Below are 14,610 nucleotides of genomic sequence, written 5' to 3'. Positions count from 1 at the left end.
GGAAAAGAAGCGCGACAAGCGCAAGAAGCACTCGAAGTCACATGAGGGGTACATCATGGAAACCATTCGCAACGTCGCCGACCTTCGCGTCGTCATGCATCGCAACGAGCGCCCGATCTATTTCATCTCCGCAACGAACTTCAACCTGATCGGCATCGACGAATGGGTGCGGAATTTCAAGTTCGTCAGCTATATCGACTGCTTCGACGGCCGCCACCCCAACGTCTTCGTCCCCTCCGAAATCCCCCATGCCGAATTCGAGAGCATCGAGGACATCAACAACTACCTGCTGCAGCACAAGGAAGTGATCGACTACATCACTAGGCGCGGCGGCCGGGCGGTCGCGACCTTCCTGATGTTCGACGAGACGACCGAGGAGATCTGCAAGGAACTCGGCATCGAGGTCTGGTTCCCCAAGGCGAAGCTGCGCCAGCGCTGCGACAACAAGATGGAAACCGTGCGCATCGGCAACAAGGCGGGCGTGCCCTCCGTGCCGAACACACTGGCGCCGGCCCGCACCTATGAGGAGCTGCTGTCCTCAGCCAAAAAAGCGGGCATCGGTGCGGACCTCGTGGTGCAGACCGCCTTCGGCGACAGCGGCCACACGACCTTCTTCATCGCCAGCGAGGAGGACTATAACCGTCACGCCGCGGAGATTTCCGCAGAAGACGAAGTGAAGATCATGAAGCGCATCAAGTGCCGCGGCGCGACGATGGAGGCCTGCACGACCGGGTCCGGCACGCTGGTCGGCCCGCTCCTGACGGAGGTCGTCGGCCAGCCCGCGCTGACGCCCTACAAGGGCGGCTGGTGCGGCAACGAAATCTTCCCCGGCGCCTTCTCCGAAAAGATCCGCGCCAAGGCGCGCGACATGGCATACCGCTTCGGCAACCAGTTGCGCGAGGAGGGATATCGCGGTTATTTCGACCTCGATTTCCTGATCGACGTCGAGGACAACGAGGTCTATCTCGGCGAACTCAACCCGCGCATCTGCGGCGCCAGCTCCATGACGAACCACGCCGCCTTCGCCTATGCCGATGCGCCGCTCTTCCTGTTCCACCTCATGGAATTTTCCGGCATCGACTACAAGATCGACGTGGAGGAGCTGAACGACCGCTGGGCGCGAAAAGAGTTCATCGATTCCTGGTCGCAGGTGGTCATCAAGTCGACGGAGGACCTCGTCGACATCGTCACCCATGCGCCCGCAAGCGGCATCTACCGCATGGCGCCCGATGGCAGCGTGTCCTACGATCGCTTCGACTATCACCGCCAGGCGATCGAGAGCGACGAGGAGGCCTTCTTCCTGCGCATCACCGGCCCGGGCGACTACCGCTACGAAGGAGCAGACCTCGGCATCCTGATCACGCGCGGGCGGGTGATGGACGACGAATTCGAGCTGAACGAGCGCGCCAGCAACTGGATCAAGGGCATCAAGCGCCTCTATGCCAGCAAGCCGCTGACGGAGATCCAGCGCGACGACGCGCCGGAAGCCGGCTCCTTCAAGATTCTGTAGGGCGCCATGGACCTCCAGTTCGAAGCCATCGACGAAGACCTGCCCGGCCCGAAATGGCGCCGGGTGTTCGATCGTCATTGGCACGCCTATAGCCGCTGGTTCGTGCGTGACGGGGTCCGTTCGCGCCCCACCTATTTCATGAGCCTGAAGGCGCTGCGCACCCACATGCCGGAACTGCTGCCGACCTATGAGGCCATCGTCGCGGCGGCCGGCGGCGGGGACCTCGAGGCGCGGTTCCTCTCCATGTGGTGCCCCCCCTTCTATGTCGGCGGCTGCTCGCAGGCGATCCTGACGGGGGCGGAGCCGGCACTCATCCGCAACTACGACTATAGCCCCCGCCTTCTCGAAGGCACCTGGCTCGCCTCGCGCTACAACAAGCGGGTGGTGGCGGTGGTCGATTGCCTGTGGGGCGTGCTCGACGGCATCAACGAGGATGGGCTTGCCGTCTCGCTCTCCTTCGGCGGGCGTACGGCGGCAGGGCAGGGCTTCGGCATTCCCGTCGTGCTGCGCTACGTGCTGGAATTCGCGAGCAACACGGCCGAGGCCGTCGCAATGCTCCAGCGCATTCCCGTTCACATGTCCTATTCGATCGCCATCATCGACCGGGACGGCAGCCACGCGACGGTCTATGTCAACCCGGACCGCCCGGCCGAAGTGGTGGAGCGGCGCGTCAGCACCAACCACCAGCACGGCGTCGAATGGGCGCGCCATGCCGAGACCACCCGGTCGATGGAGCGCGAGGCGTCGCTGGAGAAAACGCTTGCCGGCACGGCCGATACGCAAGCCGTGCTTGCCAGCTTCCTGCGCCCGCCGGTCTACCAGACCTCGTACGGACGCGGCTACGGCACGCTCTACACCGCCGCCTACCACCCGCTCGACGCCTCGGTGGAACTGGTCTGGCCGGGATCGGTGTGGCGGCAATCCTGCACCGCCTTCGAGGAGGAGGTGCGCATCATCCGCTTCAACGATGGGGATTCCGGCGGCTTCGCGCCGACCTTCAAGCAGGGCGCGGTGAGCAGCTAGGGGTCAGGGAGATCTGCAATGAAAGTAGTCGTTCTGGGCGCCGGTGTCGTCGGCACGGCGGCGGCCTGGTATCTGTCGAAGGACGGCCATGACGTGACCGTGCTGGAGCGCCACGAGGACGTGGCGCGCGGCACCAGCCAGAGCAATGCCGGCCTCGTCTCGCCGGGCGATTCCACCGCCTGGGCTTCACCCGGCGCGCTCGCCACCTTCATGAAGTCGCTCTTCCGCTCAGACCTCGGCATCAAGGTGCGCTTTTCGCTCGATCCGCAATTCCTTTCCTGGTGCCTGCGCTTCCTCATGCAGTGCACGCAGGCCCGCGCCAACGCCAATACGGACGTCAAGCTGCGCCTCGCCTTCTATGCTCGCCAGTGCATCAACGCGCTGCAGGAGGAAACCGGCATTTCCTACGACGACCGGCGCAAGGGCATCCTCTATTTCTACCGTTCGCAGCAGAGCATGGATGCCGGCGCGAAACACATGCGCTACATCGCCGACCGGGGCCTTCAGATCGAAGTGGTCGATCGCGAACGGCTGGTAGCGCTGGAGCCGGGCCTTGCCGCGGTCAAGCACCAGCTTGCCGGCGGCGTCTATTCGCCGATGGACCAGACGGGGGACAGCTCGCTCTTCACCCGCAGCCTCGCCGAACAGGCCCGCACCCGCCACGGCGTCGATTTCCGCTTCGGCACAACCGTCACCGGTCTCGACGTAGAGGGCGGGCGGGTCAAGGCCGTGCTGACGGACAGGGGGCAGGTCGCCTGCGACGCCGTCGTGCTGTCGCTCGGGCCGGAGAGTTCCCTGCTCGCCCGCAAGATCGGCATCGACGTGCCGGTCTATCCCGTCAAGGGATACACTGCGACGCTTCCCATAGACGCGGACAATGGACCGACCATGGGCGGCGTCGACGAAGACCGGCTGATCGCCTATTCGCGCCTCGGCAACCGCCTGCGCCTTGCCTCGACGGCGGAGTTCGCGGGCTACGACCGTTCCTTCAAGCCGTCCGATTTCGCCACCATGTTCAAGACGGCGCACGATCTCTTCCCCGGCGCCATCGACGAGACCAAGGCCGTGCTCTGGTCGGGTCTGCGGCCGATGATGCCCGGATCGGTGCCGGTGCATGGGCGCGCGCGCTACGAAAACCTCTTCCTCGATACCGGCCACGGCCATGTTGGCTGGACGATGGCCTGTGGCTCGGGAAAGCTCATCGCCGACCTCGTCTCCGGCCGCAAGCCGGAGATCGATACCGCAGGCCTGCTCTACAGGAACTAAGCATTTCCACGAAAAGTGGGAATGCACCAAACAAGGGATCTCAATGTCCGATCCGCAAATCTCGATCGATCTTGCCTGCATCGAACGCAATGCCCGCGCGGTCGTTGATCTCTGCCGCGGCGCGGGCATCACGCCGTTCGGCGTTACCAAGGGCACCTGCGGCATGCCGCAGGTCGCGCGCGCCATGCTGCGCGGCGGCGTGGCGGGCATCGCCGAATCCCGCTTCGAGAACATCCGCCGCCTGCGCGATGCCGGCATCGACTGCCCGGTCATGCTGCTCCGCTCGCCGCCGCTGACGCGGGTGGAGGAACTGGTGCGCACCGTCGATATCAGCCTGCAATCCGAGTTGCAGTTGATGCGCGAGATTTCCCGCGTCGCCGAACGGCTCGGCCGTGTGCACGACGTCATCCTGATGATCGACCTCGGGGACCTGCGCGAGGGAATCTGGCCGAGCGACCTCATCCCCACCGTCGAGGCGGTGATGGACCTGCCCGGCGTGCGCATAGCCGGCGTCGGCACCAACCTCACCTGCTTCGGCGCCATCATCCCGACGCAGGAGAACCTGACGCAGCTCGTCGCCCACGCCTACAAGGTGGAGAGCATCACCGGCCGCCCGCTCGATTGGGTCTCCGGCGGCAACTCCTCCTCGCTTCCCCTGCTTCTGGCCGGCGGAATGCCTGTCGGCATCAACAACCTGCGCATCGGCGAGGCGATCCTGCAGGGCGGGCGCGACACCTTCCTCACCGAGCCGTGGGAGGCGCTCGACCGCGATGCCTTCGAGCTCACCGGCGAACTGCTGGAAGTGAAGGTCAAGCCGTCGATGCCGATCGGCAAGTCCGGCCTCGACGCCTTCGGCAACGCGCCGGTCTTCCTCGACGAAGGAGACCGGCTGCGCGGCATCGCCAATATCGGCCGCGAGGACGTGATCGCCGAAGGGCTCATCCCGGCGCGCCCGGGCGTGCGTGTGCTCGGCGCATCCAGCGATCATCTCGTGCTCGATCTCACCGAGGCCGATCCGCCCTTGCAGGTGGGCGAGAATGTCAGCTTCCGAATGAACTACGGCGCGCTGCTGACGGTGATGACGTCTGAATATGTGGAGAAGGTTCCCATGCGGGATGTGCAGAAAGCGGGCGCGCGCAAGACCTATGAAATCGAGACGGACGCCATCGGCGGCGCGCTCGTGGTCGTGCAGAACATTGTCGAGCGCATCGAACATCTCGGTTTCGAGCGGGATACTGATGGCGATGCGCGAAGGCTTTCCATCTGCGCCCGCCGGCGCGATATCCTGCCCTTCGTCGAAGCGGCCGGCCGCCGGCACGATGCGCTCGGCCTGGTCTGGATCGATTCCGACGCCGCCATGATGCCGGATGGAGATGACGACGCGCCGCCACCGGAAAATGCCGTGCTGCGCCGCATGCTGGCCCGCCTGCCGCCGCATATCGCGCCTGAGAACATCGTGCTCGTCGGCCTGCGCAATGCAGCGCCCGAAGAGGCGGCGACGCTGAAAGCTTCGCGCATCCGCACCTTCACCATGGCGGAGATCGACGCCGTCGGCCTGCGCCAGGCGATGCGCGACGCAATCGCCATCGCCTCTGCCGGCACGCGCGGTTTTCACCTCTGCTATTCGCCGACTGCCACCGACATGTCCGGCTGGAGCGGCGGCATCGGCGGTATCACCGTGCGCGAGACCCATTCGGCGATGGAGATGGCGGCGCTCAGCGGCAAGTTGCGCTCGCTGAGCGTTTCAGGCATTGATGCCGCGCTGCCATCGCCGATCGGCGCGGAATGCGCCAACTTCATCCTGTCGGCTTTCGGCAAAACCATTCTTTGATCAAACAGGGAGACTTTTCATGATCAAGCGCATCAAGCCCGGCAAGCGTTTCTGCGGCGCCGTCGTCGTCAACGGTGTGGTCACCACGGCCGGTGTCACCGGCGAAGGCGCCGACACGGTCGCCCAGACCCGCGACATCCTCGCGCAGATCGACGGCCTGCTCGCGGAAGCCGGCACCTCCAAGGCCAAGCTCATCAGCGCCGCCATCTGGCTGCGCGACATCGCCCATTTCAACCAGATGAACGAAGTCTGGGACCAATGGGTCGACAAGGACAACCTGCCGGTCCGCGCCACGGTGGAGGCCCGCCTCGCCGCGCCGGAACTGCTGGTGGAAATCCAGGTGACGGCGCTCGTCTGAGCGAGCCCGTCAGGAAACAAGGCCGGGGCTGCGAAAGCGGCCTCGGCCTTTCCGTGTCAGCCCATCGTGAGCGGCTGGCAATGCAGGTAGCGCGCGACCTTGCGCTTGGCGGCGATATCCGCCCAGACCAGCTCCACGTCGCTCGCCTTGAGCCCCGTCGCCTCGGCGATCTTTTGCGCCGGCACGGCGTTTTCCAGACCGTAAAGGCAGATGTCCATCTTGTCGTAGGGCAGGGCGAAGTAGAACTCCTCCTGCGTCTGCGGCAGCGAATAGGTGTCCGTGGTCGGCGGGCGGGCGAGGATTTCCGAGGGCACGCCGAGATAGGCGGCGAGCTGGTAGACCTGCGACTTGTAGAGATGGGCGATCGGCTTGATATCGGCCGCGCCGTCGCCGTTCTTGACGAAGAAGCCCTGGTCGTATTCCAGCCGGTTCGGCGTGCCGAGCACTGCGAAGTTCAGGCGGTCGGCATGGTAATATTCGAGCTGCTTGCGCGTGCGCTGCTTCATGTTCGTCGCCGCGACAATGCCGAGATAGGCATTTGCCGACAGGCGAACCTTGCGCATTTCGCCGTCGGGCGAGCGCACGACGAGCGAGGAGATGTTGTAACCGCCAGTCGTCATCGGGTTGTCGAAGACGATCTTGGAGGCCCAGCCGGCTTCATATTCCGGCACGGCCTCGCGGATGAAGGCGTCGCGGCGCTCGTAGCAGCCCATGGCCGCGAGCGACGGCCCGATATCCTCGACCACGCTGTCGATGCCGAAGGTCTCCGCCACGCTGCGCCCGAGGCGCAGGCTCTCCGGGTCGGAATCGTTCTCCGGCATATAGAGGGCAAAGACGTTCTTCGCACCGAGCGCGCGCACCGCAAGCGCAGCCGAAAGGCTCGAATCGATGCCCCCGGAAAGGCCGAGTACGAGCCCGCGCTTGCGCAGGTCGGTGCGCAGCTTCTCGCGCATCCAGGCGGTGATGCGCTCCACCTCCGCGGCGGGATCGAGCATGAGCGGCGCGAAGGAGGGCGTATGGGACGTCGGTGCGATCATGCGTTCGATCCTGTCAGGGTGGCGGTTTGGGCGGCGAGCCTGCGGCTTGCCTTGCCGGATTCGGTCTTGGGCAGAAAAGCCCGGAATTCGACGACCTTCGGGACCATGTGATCCTCGAGGTTGCGCGCGCAGAAACGCATCACGTCCCGTTCGGTCAGGGCGGGATCGGAAGCGACGACGATCGCCTTGACGGCCTCGCCGAGCACGTCATGGGGAACGCCGACGACGAGCGCTTCGGCGATACCCGGCATGCGGTGCAGCACGTCCTCCACCGCCTTCGGCGCGACCTTCTCGCCGCGCGGCTTGATGATGTCGTCCGTGCGGGCGACGAAGGTGAGGTAGCCGTCCGCATCCGCGGTGAAAAGGTCGCCTGTGTGAAGGCGGATGGCTCCGGTGTCCGGGTCCGGCCGCAGCGCCTTGCAGGTCGCGGCCTCCTTGCGCCAATAGCCTCGCATGACATTCGGCCCGCTGATCACCAGTTCGCCGACCGTGCCCGGCGGAACCGGCAGACCGGCGTCGTCCACCACCGCGGCGCGGGCCCCCGGTATGGCGATGCCGACGGATCCGCGCCGCGCGTCGATCTCCTCCGGCGGCAGGAAGGTGGCGCGGGTGCATTCGGTCTGGCCGTACATCACATAGAGGCGGACATGGGGCAGGAAGGCGCGCATCCGGTCGAGATGCGCCAGCGGCAGGGGCGCGGCGGCGCTCGTCATGTAGCGCAGGCTCACAAAGAGCGACGGATCGAGGTCTCGCGCCTGCATCATCATCGCGGCCATCGCCGGCACCAGCGGAAAGCCGGTAACGCGCTCGTCGCGGATCTTCTCGAAGATCGCCTGGGGGAAGGCGAAGGATTTTTCGATGACGAGCGTCGCGCCCGTCAGCATCGCGGTCACGAGCTGGTTGAGCCCGTAGCCGAAGGACATGGGCAGGACGACGAGGATCGTGTCGGCGGCAGTGTTTTCGAGGTAGGAGGCAATCGACCGCGCCGCCGCATCCATGTTCTCGTGCGCGAGCATCACGCCCTTCGGCTCGCCCGTCGAGCCGGATGTATAGATCAGCGCGGCAAGGTCGGTATCCGGCAGGATGTCGGCCGCGAAGGGCTCGGCTTCGAGCCCCGCCTGAAAGCTCCGGCCGTCGCCCGTCACGAGGCGCGGGATGGCCGAAAGCCCGGCGGTCGCCTCGACCAGCCCCTCAAGTCGGTTTTCCGTGGCGATGATCGCCGGCGTGCAATCGCGCGCGATCTGCGAAAGGCGAGGCCCCTTGCTCGACGGGTTGACCGAGCAGATGACCGCCCCGGCCATCCAGGTCGCGAAGACCGTGACCGCCGCCTGCCAGCCGTTGTCGAGCAGGATGAGCACGCGGTCGCCGCGGGCAACGCCATGGCGCTGCAGCGTCGTCGCCATGCGGGCGGCGAGGTCGAGGAGGCGGTCGTAGCTCAGCCGCACGTCGCCCGCGACGATGGCCGTCTTAGCCCCGTCCCGCTCCGCGCTTTCCCGAAGATAGTGCTCGATCCGCATGGCCGCTTCCGCCGTCAGGCTGCCTGCTTGCGCTCGATGAAGCCGGCGATCCGCTCGATCGTGTCGAGATTGGTCGGCACGATATCGGCATCGGCCACCGAGATGGCGAAGCGCTCTTCCAGGAAGCCGACAAGCTCGAGGATGCCGGTGGAATCGATCAGGTCGTTGTCGATGAGCGACAGGTCGGCCGGAAGCGGCTGGCTGTCGTCGCCGAACAGGAAGTTCTCCACGATGAAGGCGCGTATGGTGGTCTTGGTTTCGTCGGTCATTCAGCTTGCCCCGATGCTCGATATGGGTTGTGATGATTGTACGGCGTCGCCGCCGCGCAGCAGTTCCGTCGACAGGATGCCGATGAAGGCCGCATTGTCGCGGAAGCCGGTCGCCTGTCCCTTGAGGACTTTTTCCTTCAGCTTGCCGACCGCCTGGACGTTGAACAGCCCGCTTTCCACCAGCCGCTCCGGCGCCAGCGCGGCGTCGAGATAGGCGGGCCTTGCCGAGCCGGCAAAAGCCTCGGCATCCGGCGCCCGGTAGGGTTGCTTGGCACGGTCGATGATCGCTGACGGCACGATGCCGCGCGCGGCTTCCTTGAGAATGTGCTTTTCCTTGAGCCCAAGCAGCTTGGCATCCGGCGAAAGGGTCGCGGCGAAGGCGACGACGCGGTAGTCGAGGAAGGGGAACCGCCCTTCCACCGCATTGGCCATCATCACCCGGTCGCCCTGGCTGGAAAGGATATAGCCCGGCAGCAGGAAGGCCGTTTCCAGATATTGCGCCTGGTGGAGCGGATGCCAGCGGGAAAAATCGGCCGGCAGCCGCGCCGCAAGGTCGGCTGCGGCATCGTAGTCGCCGAGCGTCTCCTTGAGATCCGCCGAGAAGAACAGTTTTGCCGCCGCCGTGGAACGGAAACGTGGGCGGTGCGAATAAAGCGGGTCGTCGAGCGCCTCGGCGCCGAAGGAGAAGAAACGCGCCAGATATTCCGGCGACTGCTGCTTGAGGCCCGGCAGGTAGGGATAGAGCCGCTGGAAGAGTTTTGGACGCCGCAGGGAGTCCGGCTGCCGGGCGCAGAAGCGGCGGACCCGCGCCTCGCGGAAGAGGTCGTAGCCGGCGAAAATCTCGTCCGCGCCTTCGCCGGTCAGCACCACCTTCATGCCGCGCTCGCGCGCCCGCTGCGAAAGCAGGTGAAGCGGCACGGGCGCCGTGCGCAGGATCGGGCAGCCGATCTGCTGCATGACGGCGGGCATGCGGTCGACGATCGTTTCGGCCGGGCATTCCACGCTGTCCGCCTCGGCGTCGAGCGTCGCGGCCATCTGGCGCTGCCAGCCGCTTTCGTCATGTTCCTCGCTGCGGAAGGTCAGCGAGAAGGTCCGCAAACCCCGCGTCACCGTGCGCGCGGCAAGGGCGGCGATGAACGAGGAGTCGAGGCCGCCCGAAAGATAGGACCCGACCGGCACGTCGGCGCGCAGGCGAATGCGGGTCGCCTCGGCGAGAAGCGCGCGCAATTCCTCCGCCTGCTCCCCGTTGCCGGCGGACGGCGCCATGTCGTTCCGGTCGGGATAGGAAAGCTGCCACCACGGCCGGATCGTGCGATTGCCATCGCGAACGGTCATCACATGGCCGGGCGGAAGCTCGTGGATGCCGCGGAAGGCGGTGCGCGGCGGGATCGGGCACCAGAGCGTGAAGACCTGGTCGAGCGCTACCGGATCGATCTCGACCGCCATGCCGGGCAGGGCGAGCAGCGCCCTGATCTCGGAGGCGAAGAAAAGCGCGCCGTCGTGCTCGGTATAGAAGAGCGGGCGCACGCCCATGCGGTCGCGGGCGAGCACGAGCGTGCGGGTCTGGTTATCGTGCAGCGCGAAGGCGAAGTCGCCGTTGAAATCTTCCAGGCAGTCGAGACCTTTTTCCGCATAGGCGGCGAGCAGCACCTCGGTATCCGAGCCGGTCCTGAAACGTTGCCCGCGCGCTTTCAGGTCGTCGCGCAGCTCCACATAGTTGAAGATCTCGCCGTTGAAGGAGACGGCAAGCCCCGCCTCTTCGCGCGTCATCGGCTGGGCGCCGTCGGCAAGGCCGACGATGGAAAGGCGCGTATGGGCAAGGCCCGTATCGCCGCGCACCAGCACACCCTCCGCGTCCGGCCCGCGATGCCGCAGCGCGGCGACCATGCGGCCGAGATAAGTGGCGGCCTTTTCCGGCGCGATGTTCTGTCCGTGATATCCCGCTATCCCGCACATGCCGGCTACTCGAAACGGTCGCCGATGAGGCGGGTCCAGCCCTCGCCGGCAAGGCCGTTGAGGAAGGCGCGGCCAGTGGTCATCGCTTGGAGGAGATCGGGATCGCGCGAATGCACGACGGTGGAGGAGGCGTGCAGGAAGGCGCACTTCTTGCCGATCATCGCCTGCAGAAGCGCGGGCTGCGTGCGGCCGCGCATCGCGACGAGGCCGCGGTCATGGGCGTTGCGCAGGAGACAGTCGATGACGATGGATTCCTGGCCGGGCTCGGCCATGATCTGGACGGTGCGGCCGATGCCGCCGGGATCGCCGTAGTAGAGATACAGGCCGATCGCCTTGCCGGAGCGAGCCCTTACGACGTGCTGGACCCGCTCGCCGTGCTGCGCCTTGCGCGCGGCGTGCCGGAGCATGGTTTCCAACACCGGTCGTTCCCAATGCGGGCGAAGGGGGAATTTGGCGACAAGCTGCTGGCAAGCCTCGATGAAATCGCCGTCCGACGCCGGCGCGTCGATGAAGGCGTCGGCCTTGCCGGCGAGCGGCGCATAGTGCGACCAGCTCTGTTTTTCCCCGCGGCGGCAGAGAACGGCGTCGGCCGCCCTCGCAAGGGGCCTTGCCAGCCTTGCCGCCGAAACCCGGTTCGCGGCGGCTTCCAGCGCGAAGGCGGCGGGCCTCAGGATACGCAGCCATTCGAGGCTGTAGGGACCGAGAACGGTTGCCCTCATGCTCCGCCACATGTCGGTGGAGATGTCGTTGGACGTTTCGCTGAAGGAGAGATCCTGCGGGCCGGAAAGGGCGTCGCGCAGCAGGCGTGCGCCAGCGAACGGGTCGCTCTCGCGGTCGTCGCAGGCGAATGTTCCGCAATTTGCCGCGAGCAGGCGGCGCCCTTCGAATTCCATGGGCACGGGCAGGATGCCGAGAAAGCCGGAGACCGTGCCGTCGGCGCGCACATGGACGCGGGAACGCAGGGGTGTGTCGCCCGTCGCCCCTTCAAGGAAAAGGGTGCGCAGATAGGCCTTGAGGTCGCTGCCGGCCGGCGCACCGGTCTTGCGCAGCAACCGCTGGAAGAGGTCCGCGACGGCCTCGACATCTCCGGCTTCAAATGAACGTACGCTCGACATCACAATCCACTCAGAACCTGTTCCATTCCGGTTCCCGACGCCCGACGAGCGCCCTGCCTCTCATTACGAGACGACCGTGAAGAAAAGGTCAAAGATCGCAGGTCCGCCGGCGCGCAGTACACTTCGACCGTCCAAGGCACAGCGATGCAGGTTTGTTTTTTCGCGCCTCCCGCTTCGGAATATTCTTTCATCTGCCGTCGAATACGGGGAAATACGGGGATGTATCGCTTTATCCATGCAACTACGCTTCGGATTATCAAACTATTTACCCCGTTTACGTTTCCGACCTGGTTTTTTCCCGGTTTCGATCAGGAAATACGTGTTGCCTCTAATTTTAATCACAGTCGAACGAAGTGCTTCACGGTTTCTCGACACTGTTGCTCTATCCCGGCAGACGGGTTGCATGGGTTTGGGGAGTGTTGCGGTGAAGGTCGCCCTGGTACATTATTGGCTGGTCGGGATGCGCGGGGGCGAGAAGGTGCTCGAGACCTTCTGCGACATCTTCCCCGATGCCGACATCTTCACCCTCGTCGCCGATCCCGACAAGCTGTCCCCCAAGCTGCGCCGCCACAGGCTGACCACCTCCTTCCTCCAGAAGATCGGCGGGCGAAGGCATTACCAGAAGATGCTGCCGCTCATGCCCCATGCGCTCGAAGCGCTGGACCTGACCGCCTACGACCTCGTCATCTCCAGCGAGGCCGGCCCCGCCAAGGGCGTCATCACAAGGCCCGACGCCGTGCATGTCTGCTACTGCCACTCGCCCATGCGCTACATCTGGGACCTCTATCCCCAGTACATGGCCGAGGCCGGCTTCTTCGCCCGCGCCATCCTGGCCCTGACGGCGCCAAGGCTGCGCCAGTGGGACGTCACCACGGCGCACCGCGTCGACCACTTCATCGCCAATTCCGGCTATGTCGCGCGGCGCATCGAGAAGTTCTACCGGCGCGAGGCCAGCGTCATCCACCCGCCCGTCGAGGTCTCCCGCTTCAAGATATCGGAGGGGCCGAAGGACTACTATCTCTGCGCCGGCCAGATCACCCCCTACAAGAAGATCGAGCTGGCGGTGGCCGCCTGCACGCGCATGAACCTGCCGCTCGTCGTCATCGGCGATGGCGCCTCGGCGAAGCTGAAGCAGTCGGCCGGCCCGACCGTGCGCTTCCTCGGCGCGGTGTCGAACGAGGAGATGGAACGCCACTTCTCCGCCTGCAAGGCGCTGCTCTATCCCGGCGTCGAGGACTTCGGCATCGTGCCGCTCGAGGTGATGGCGAGCGGACGGCCGGTCATCGCCTTCGGCCGCGGCGGGGCGCTGGAGACCGTGGTGGAGGGCCGCACGGGCCTGTTCTTCCACGAGCAGAGCGTCGAGGCGCTGATGGCCGCGCTCGCCCGCTTCGAGAGGGAGGCGAGCTCCTTCGTCCCGGCGGACCTGCGCGCCCATGCCCTCAAGTTCGAGCCGCGCCGCTTCGAGCGCGAGCTGCGCCGCTTCCTCGGCAATCTTCCCGGGCTCGCCATGACGGCGGGCACGGCAGACGCCATTCGCCTCACCGCATGAAAGGCAAACCGGCATGAAGCCGATCCTGTTCAATGGCAAATTCCTGACCGCCGCGCCCACCGGCGTGCACCGCGTCGCCGAGGAGCTCATCCTGGCGATGGACCGCCTCATGGCCGCAGGCCGCGGCAAGGACGGCAGCCTGCCGCCCGGCCCGGCCCCGGACCTTCCCGAAACCGTGGTGCTCGCCCCCGCCCAGGCCGCCCGCACGCTGCCGCTCGCCGCCACCGCGCTCCGGCGCGTCCGCTTCCTGTCCGGCCTGGCGCGCGACATCCTGTGGGAACAGGTCAGCCTGCCCTTTGCCGCCCGCAAGGGCGTGCTCCTCAGCCTGTGCAATCTCGGCCCGGTGCTGCATCCCGATGCCGTCACCATGATCCACGATGCCCAGGTGCACCTGACGCCACAATCCTATTCGCGCGGCTTCCGCCTCTGGTACCGCTTCCTCCAGCCGCTGATCGGGCGCACCAACCGGCGCATCCTCGCGGTCTCGCACTATTCCAGGGAACAGCTCGTTCGCCACGGCATCGCCCCGGCCGACAAGATCACCGTCATCCACAACGGCTGCGACCACATCCTCGCCTGCCGGCCCGACCATGGCGCGCCCGCCGCGCACGGCCTGACGAAGGGCCGCTACGTGCTGGCGCTCGCCAACACCCAGGCGCACAAGAACATCCCCATCCTGCTTGAAGCCTTCGCCGAACCGCGCCTTGCCGACCTGACTTTGGTGCTGTTCGGTTCCGCGACGCGCGAGGACTTCGAGCGCCTCGGCGCAAGCGTGCCGGCAAACGTGCGCTTCACCGGCCGCATCGACGACGATGCGCTGGCCGGGCTGATGAGCCACGCCGCCGCCTTCGCCTGTCCCTCCACCACCGAGGGCTTCGGCCTGCCGCCGCTGGAAGCCATGATGCTCGGCTGCCCGGCCATCGTCGCGCCCTGCGGCGCGCTGCCGGAAGTATGCGGCGACGCCGCGCTCACCGCCGACCCGCACGACCCCGCCGCCTGGACCCGCCAGATCCGCGCGCTCACCGACGACCCAGCCCTCGCCGCCCGCATGAAAAAGGCCGGCCGCGCCCGCGCCGAAACCTTCACATGGGACAAGGCAGCACGAAAACTCGCGGATATCCTCGGCGTCAAAACAGCCGAAAACCATCCAGAGATCAAAGTCGCAGCCGAATGAGGGCC

At 66.0% G+C, this 14,610-nt stretch carries 12 protein-coding genes; 7 read left to right on the top strand and 5 right to left on the bottom strand.

Going from position 1 to position 14,610, the window contains the following annotated elements; genetic code table 11:
• The first annotated feature begins 55 nt into the window (after positions 1–55).
• Genes Q9316_RS21570 through Q9316_RS21550 form a run of 5 tightly spaced genes read left to right on the top strand, consistent with a single transcriptional unit; the run spans position 56 to position 5,988 of the window.
• Entirely contained in the window at positions 56–1,510 is a 1,455-nt protein-coding gene (locus tag Q9316_RS21570; RefSeq protein WP_306035819.1) for a biotin carboxylase, read from the top strand.
• 6 nt (positions 1,511–1,516) lie between these two features.
• Positions 1,517–2,533: a C45 family peptidase gene (locus tag Q9316_RS21565; protein WP_306035791.1), complete on the top strand. Its 1,017-nt coding sequence runs from the start codon at positions 1,517–1,519 to the stop codon at positions 2,531–2,533.
• 18 nt (positions 2,534–2,551) lie between these two features.
• The gene (locus tag Q9316_RS21560; RefSeq protein WP_306035790.1) at positions 2,552–3,799 is read left to right on the top strand and encodes a D-amino acid dehydrogenase; all 1,248 of its coding nucleotides are present in this window, start codon (positions 2,552–2,554) and stop codon (positions 3,797–3,799) included.
• 43 nt (positions 3,800–3,842) lie between these two features.
• The gene (locus tag Q9316_RS21555; protein ID WP_306035789.1) at positions 3,843–5,630 is read left to right on the top strand and encodes an alanine racemase; all 1,788 of its coding nucleotides are present in this window, start codon (positions 3,843–3,845) and stop codon (positions 5,628–5,630) included.
• 19 nt (positions 5,631–5,649) lie between these two features.
• The gene (locus tag Q9316_RS21550; protein WP_306035788.1) at positions 5,650–5,988 is read left to right on the top strand and encodes a RidA family protein; all 339 of its coding nucleotides are present in this window, start codon (positions 5,650–5,652) and stop codon (positions 5,986–5,988) included.
• A gap of 56 nt (positions 5,989–6,044) precedes the next feature.
• Here Q9316_RS21550 and nadE read toward each other — a convergent pair whose 3' ends face one another.
• From nadE to Q9316_RS21525, 5 genes are read right to left on the bottom strand one after another with little or no spacing between them, the layout of a single operon-like run.
• The gene (nadE, locus tag Q9316_RS21545; protein ID WP_306035787.1) at positions 6,045–7,025 is read right to left on the bottom strand and encodes an NAD(+) synthase; all 981 of its coding nucleotides are present in this window, start codon (positions 7,023–7,025) and stop codon (positions 6,045–6,047) included.
• Positions 7,022–8,542 carry a class I adenylate-forming enzyme family protein gene (locus tag Q9316_RS21540; protein ID WP_306035786.1) on the bottom strand — a complete coding sequence of 507 codons (1,521 nt, stop codon included), beginning with the start codon at positions 8,540–8,542 and terminating at the stop codon, positions 7,022–7,024. The genes nadE and Q9316_RS21540 overlap by 4 nt, the downstream gene beginning before the upstream one ends.
• A gap of 14 nt (positions 8,543–8,556) precedes the next feature.
• Positions 8,557–8,811, bottom strand: a complete 255-nt coding sequence (locus tag Q9316_RS21535) for an acyl carrier protein (protein WP_306035785.1) — start codon at positions 8,809–8,811, stop codon at positions 8,557–8,559.
• Positions 8,812–10,767, bottom strand: coding sequence for an asparagine synthase (glutamine-hydrolyzing) (gene asnB / locus Q9316_RS21530; RefSeq protein ID WP_306035783.1), 1,956 nt, complete (start codon positions 10,765–10,767; stop codon positions 8,812–8,814).
• A gap of 5 nt (positions 10,768–10,772) precedes the next feature.
• Positions 10,773–11,882, bottom strand: coding sequence for a hypothetical protein (locus Q9316_RS21525; protein ID WP_306035782.1), 1,110 nt, complete (start codon positions 11,880–11,882; stop codon positions 10,773–10,775).
• A 424-nt stretch (positions 11,883–12,306) separates the two neighbouring features.
• Here Q9316_RS21525 and Q9316_RS21520 point away from each other — a divergent pair, with 424 nt between their 5' ends.
• The gene (locus tag Q9316_RS21520; RefSeq protein WP_306035781.1) at positions 12,307–13,431 is read left to right on the top strand and encodes a glycosyltransferase; all 1,125 of its coding nucleotides are present in this window, start codon (positions 12,307–12,309) and stop codon (positions 13,429–13,431) included.
• 13 nt (positions 13,432–13,444) lie between these two features.
• Complete coding sequence (locus Q9316_RS21515; protein ID WP_306035780.1) at positions 13,445–14,605, top strand: glycosyltransferase family 4 protein; 1,161 nt, start codon at positions 13,445–13,447, stop codon at positions 14,603–14,605.
• Positions 14,606–14,610 lie beyond the last annotated feature (5 nt).

Origin of the sequence: Shinella zoogloeoides (assembly GCF_030733845.1) — a bacterium.
GTDB lineage: Bacteria > Pseudomonadota > Alphaproteobacteria > Rhizobiales > Rhizobiaceae > Shinella > Shinella zoogloeoides_C.
This window is presented reverse-complemented; position numbering and strand designations above follow the sequence as displayed.

Coding starts and splice junctions, on each gene's coding strand:
- Q9316_RS21570 (WP_306035819.1), top strand. CDS start 56: ATGGAAACCATTCGCAACGTCGCCGACCTTCGCGTCGTCATGCATCGC.
- Q9316_RS21565 (WP_306035791.1), top strand. CDS start 1,517: ATGGACCTCCAGTTCGAAGCCATCGACGAAGACCTGCCCGGCCCGAAA.
- Q9316_RS21560 (WP_306035790.1), top strand. CDS start 2,552: ATGAAAGTAGTCGTTCTGGGCGCCGGTGTCGTCGGCACGGCGGCGGCC.
- Q9316_RS21555 (WP_306035789.1), top strand. CDS start 3,843: ATGTCCGATCCGCAAATCTCGATCGATCTTGCCTGCATCGAACGCAAT.
- Q9316_RS21550 (WP_306035788.1), top strand. CDS start 5,650: ATGATCAAGCGCATCAAGCCCGGCAAGCGTTTCTGCGGCGCCGTCGTC.
- nadE (WP_306035787.1), bottom strand. CDS start 7,025: ATGATCGCACCGACGTCCCATACGCCCTCCTTCGCGCCGCTCATGCTC.
- Q9316_RS21540 (WP_306035786.1), bottom strand. CDS start 8,542: ATGCGGATCGAGCACTATCTTCGGGAAAGCGCGGAGCGGGACGGGGCT.
- Q9316_RS21535 (WP_306035785.1), bottom strand. CDS start 8,811: ATGACCGACGAAACCAAGACCACCATACGCGCCTTCATCGTGGAGAAC.
- asnB (WP_306035783.1), bottom strand. CDS start 10,767: ATGTGCGGGATAGCGGGATATCACGGACAGAACATCGCGCCGGAAAAG.
- Q9316_RS21525 (WP_306035782.1), bottom strand. CDS start 11,882: ATGTCGAGCGTACGTTCATTTGAAGCCGGAGATGTCGAGGCCGTCGCG.
- Q9316_RS21515 (WP_306035780.1), top strand. CDS start 13,445: ATGAAGCCGATCCTGTTCAATGGCAAATTCCTGACCGCCGCGCCCACC.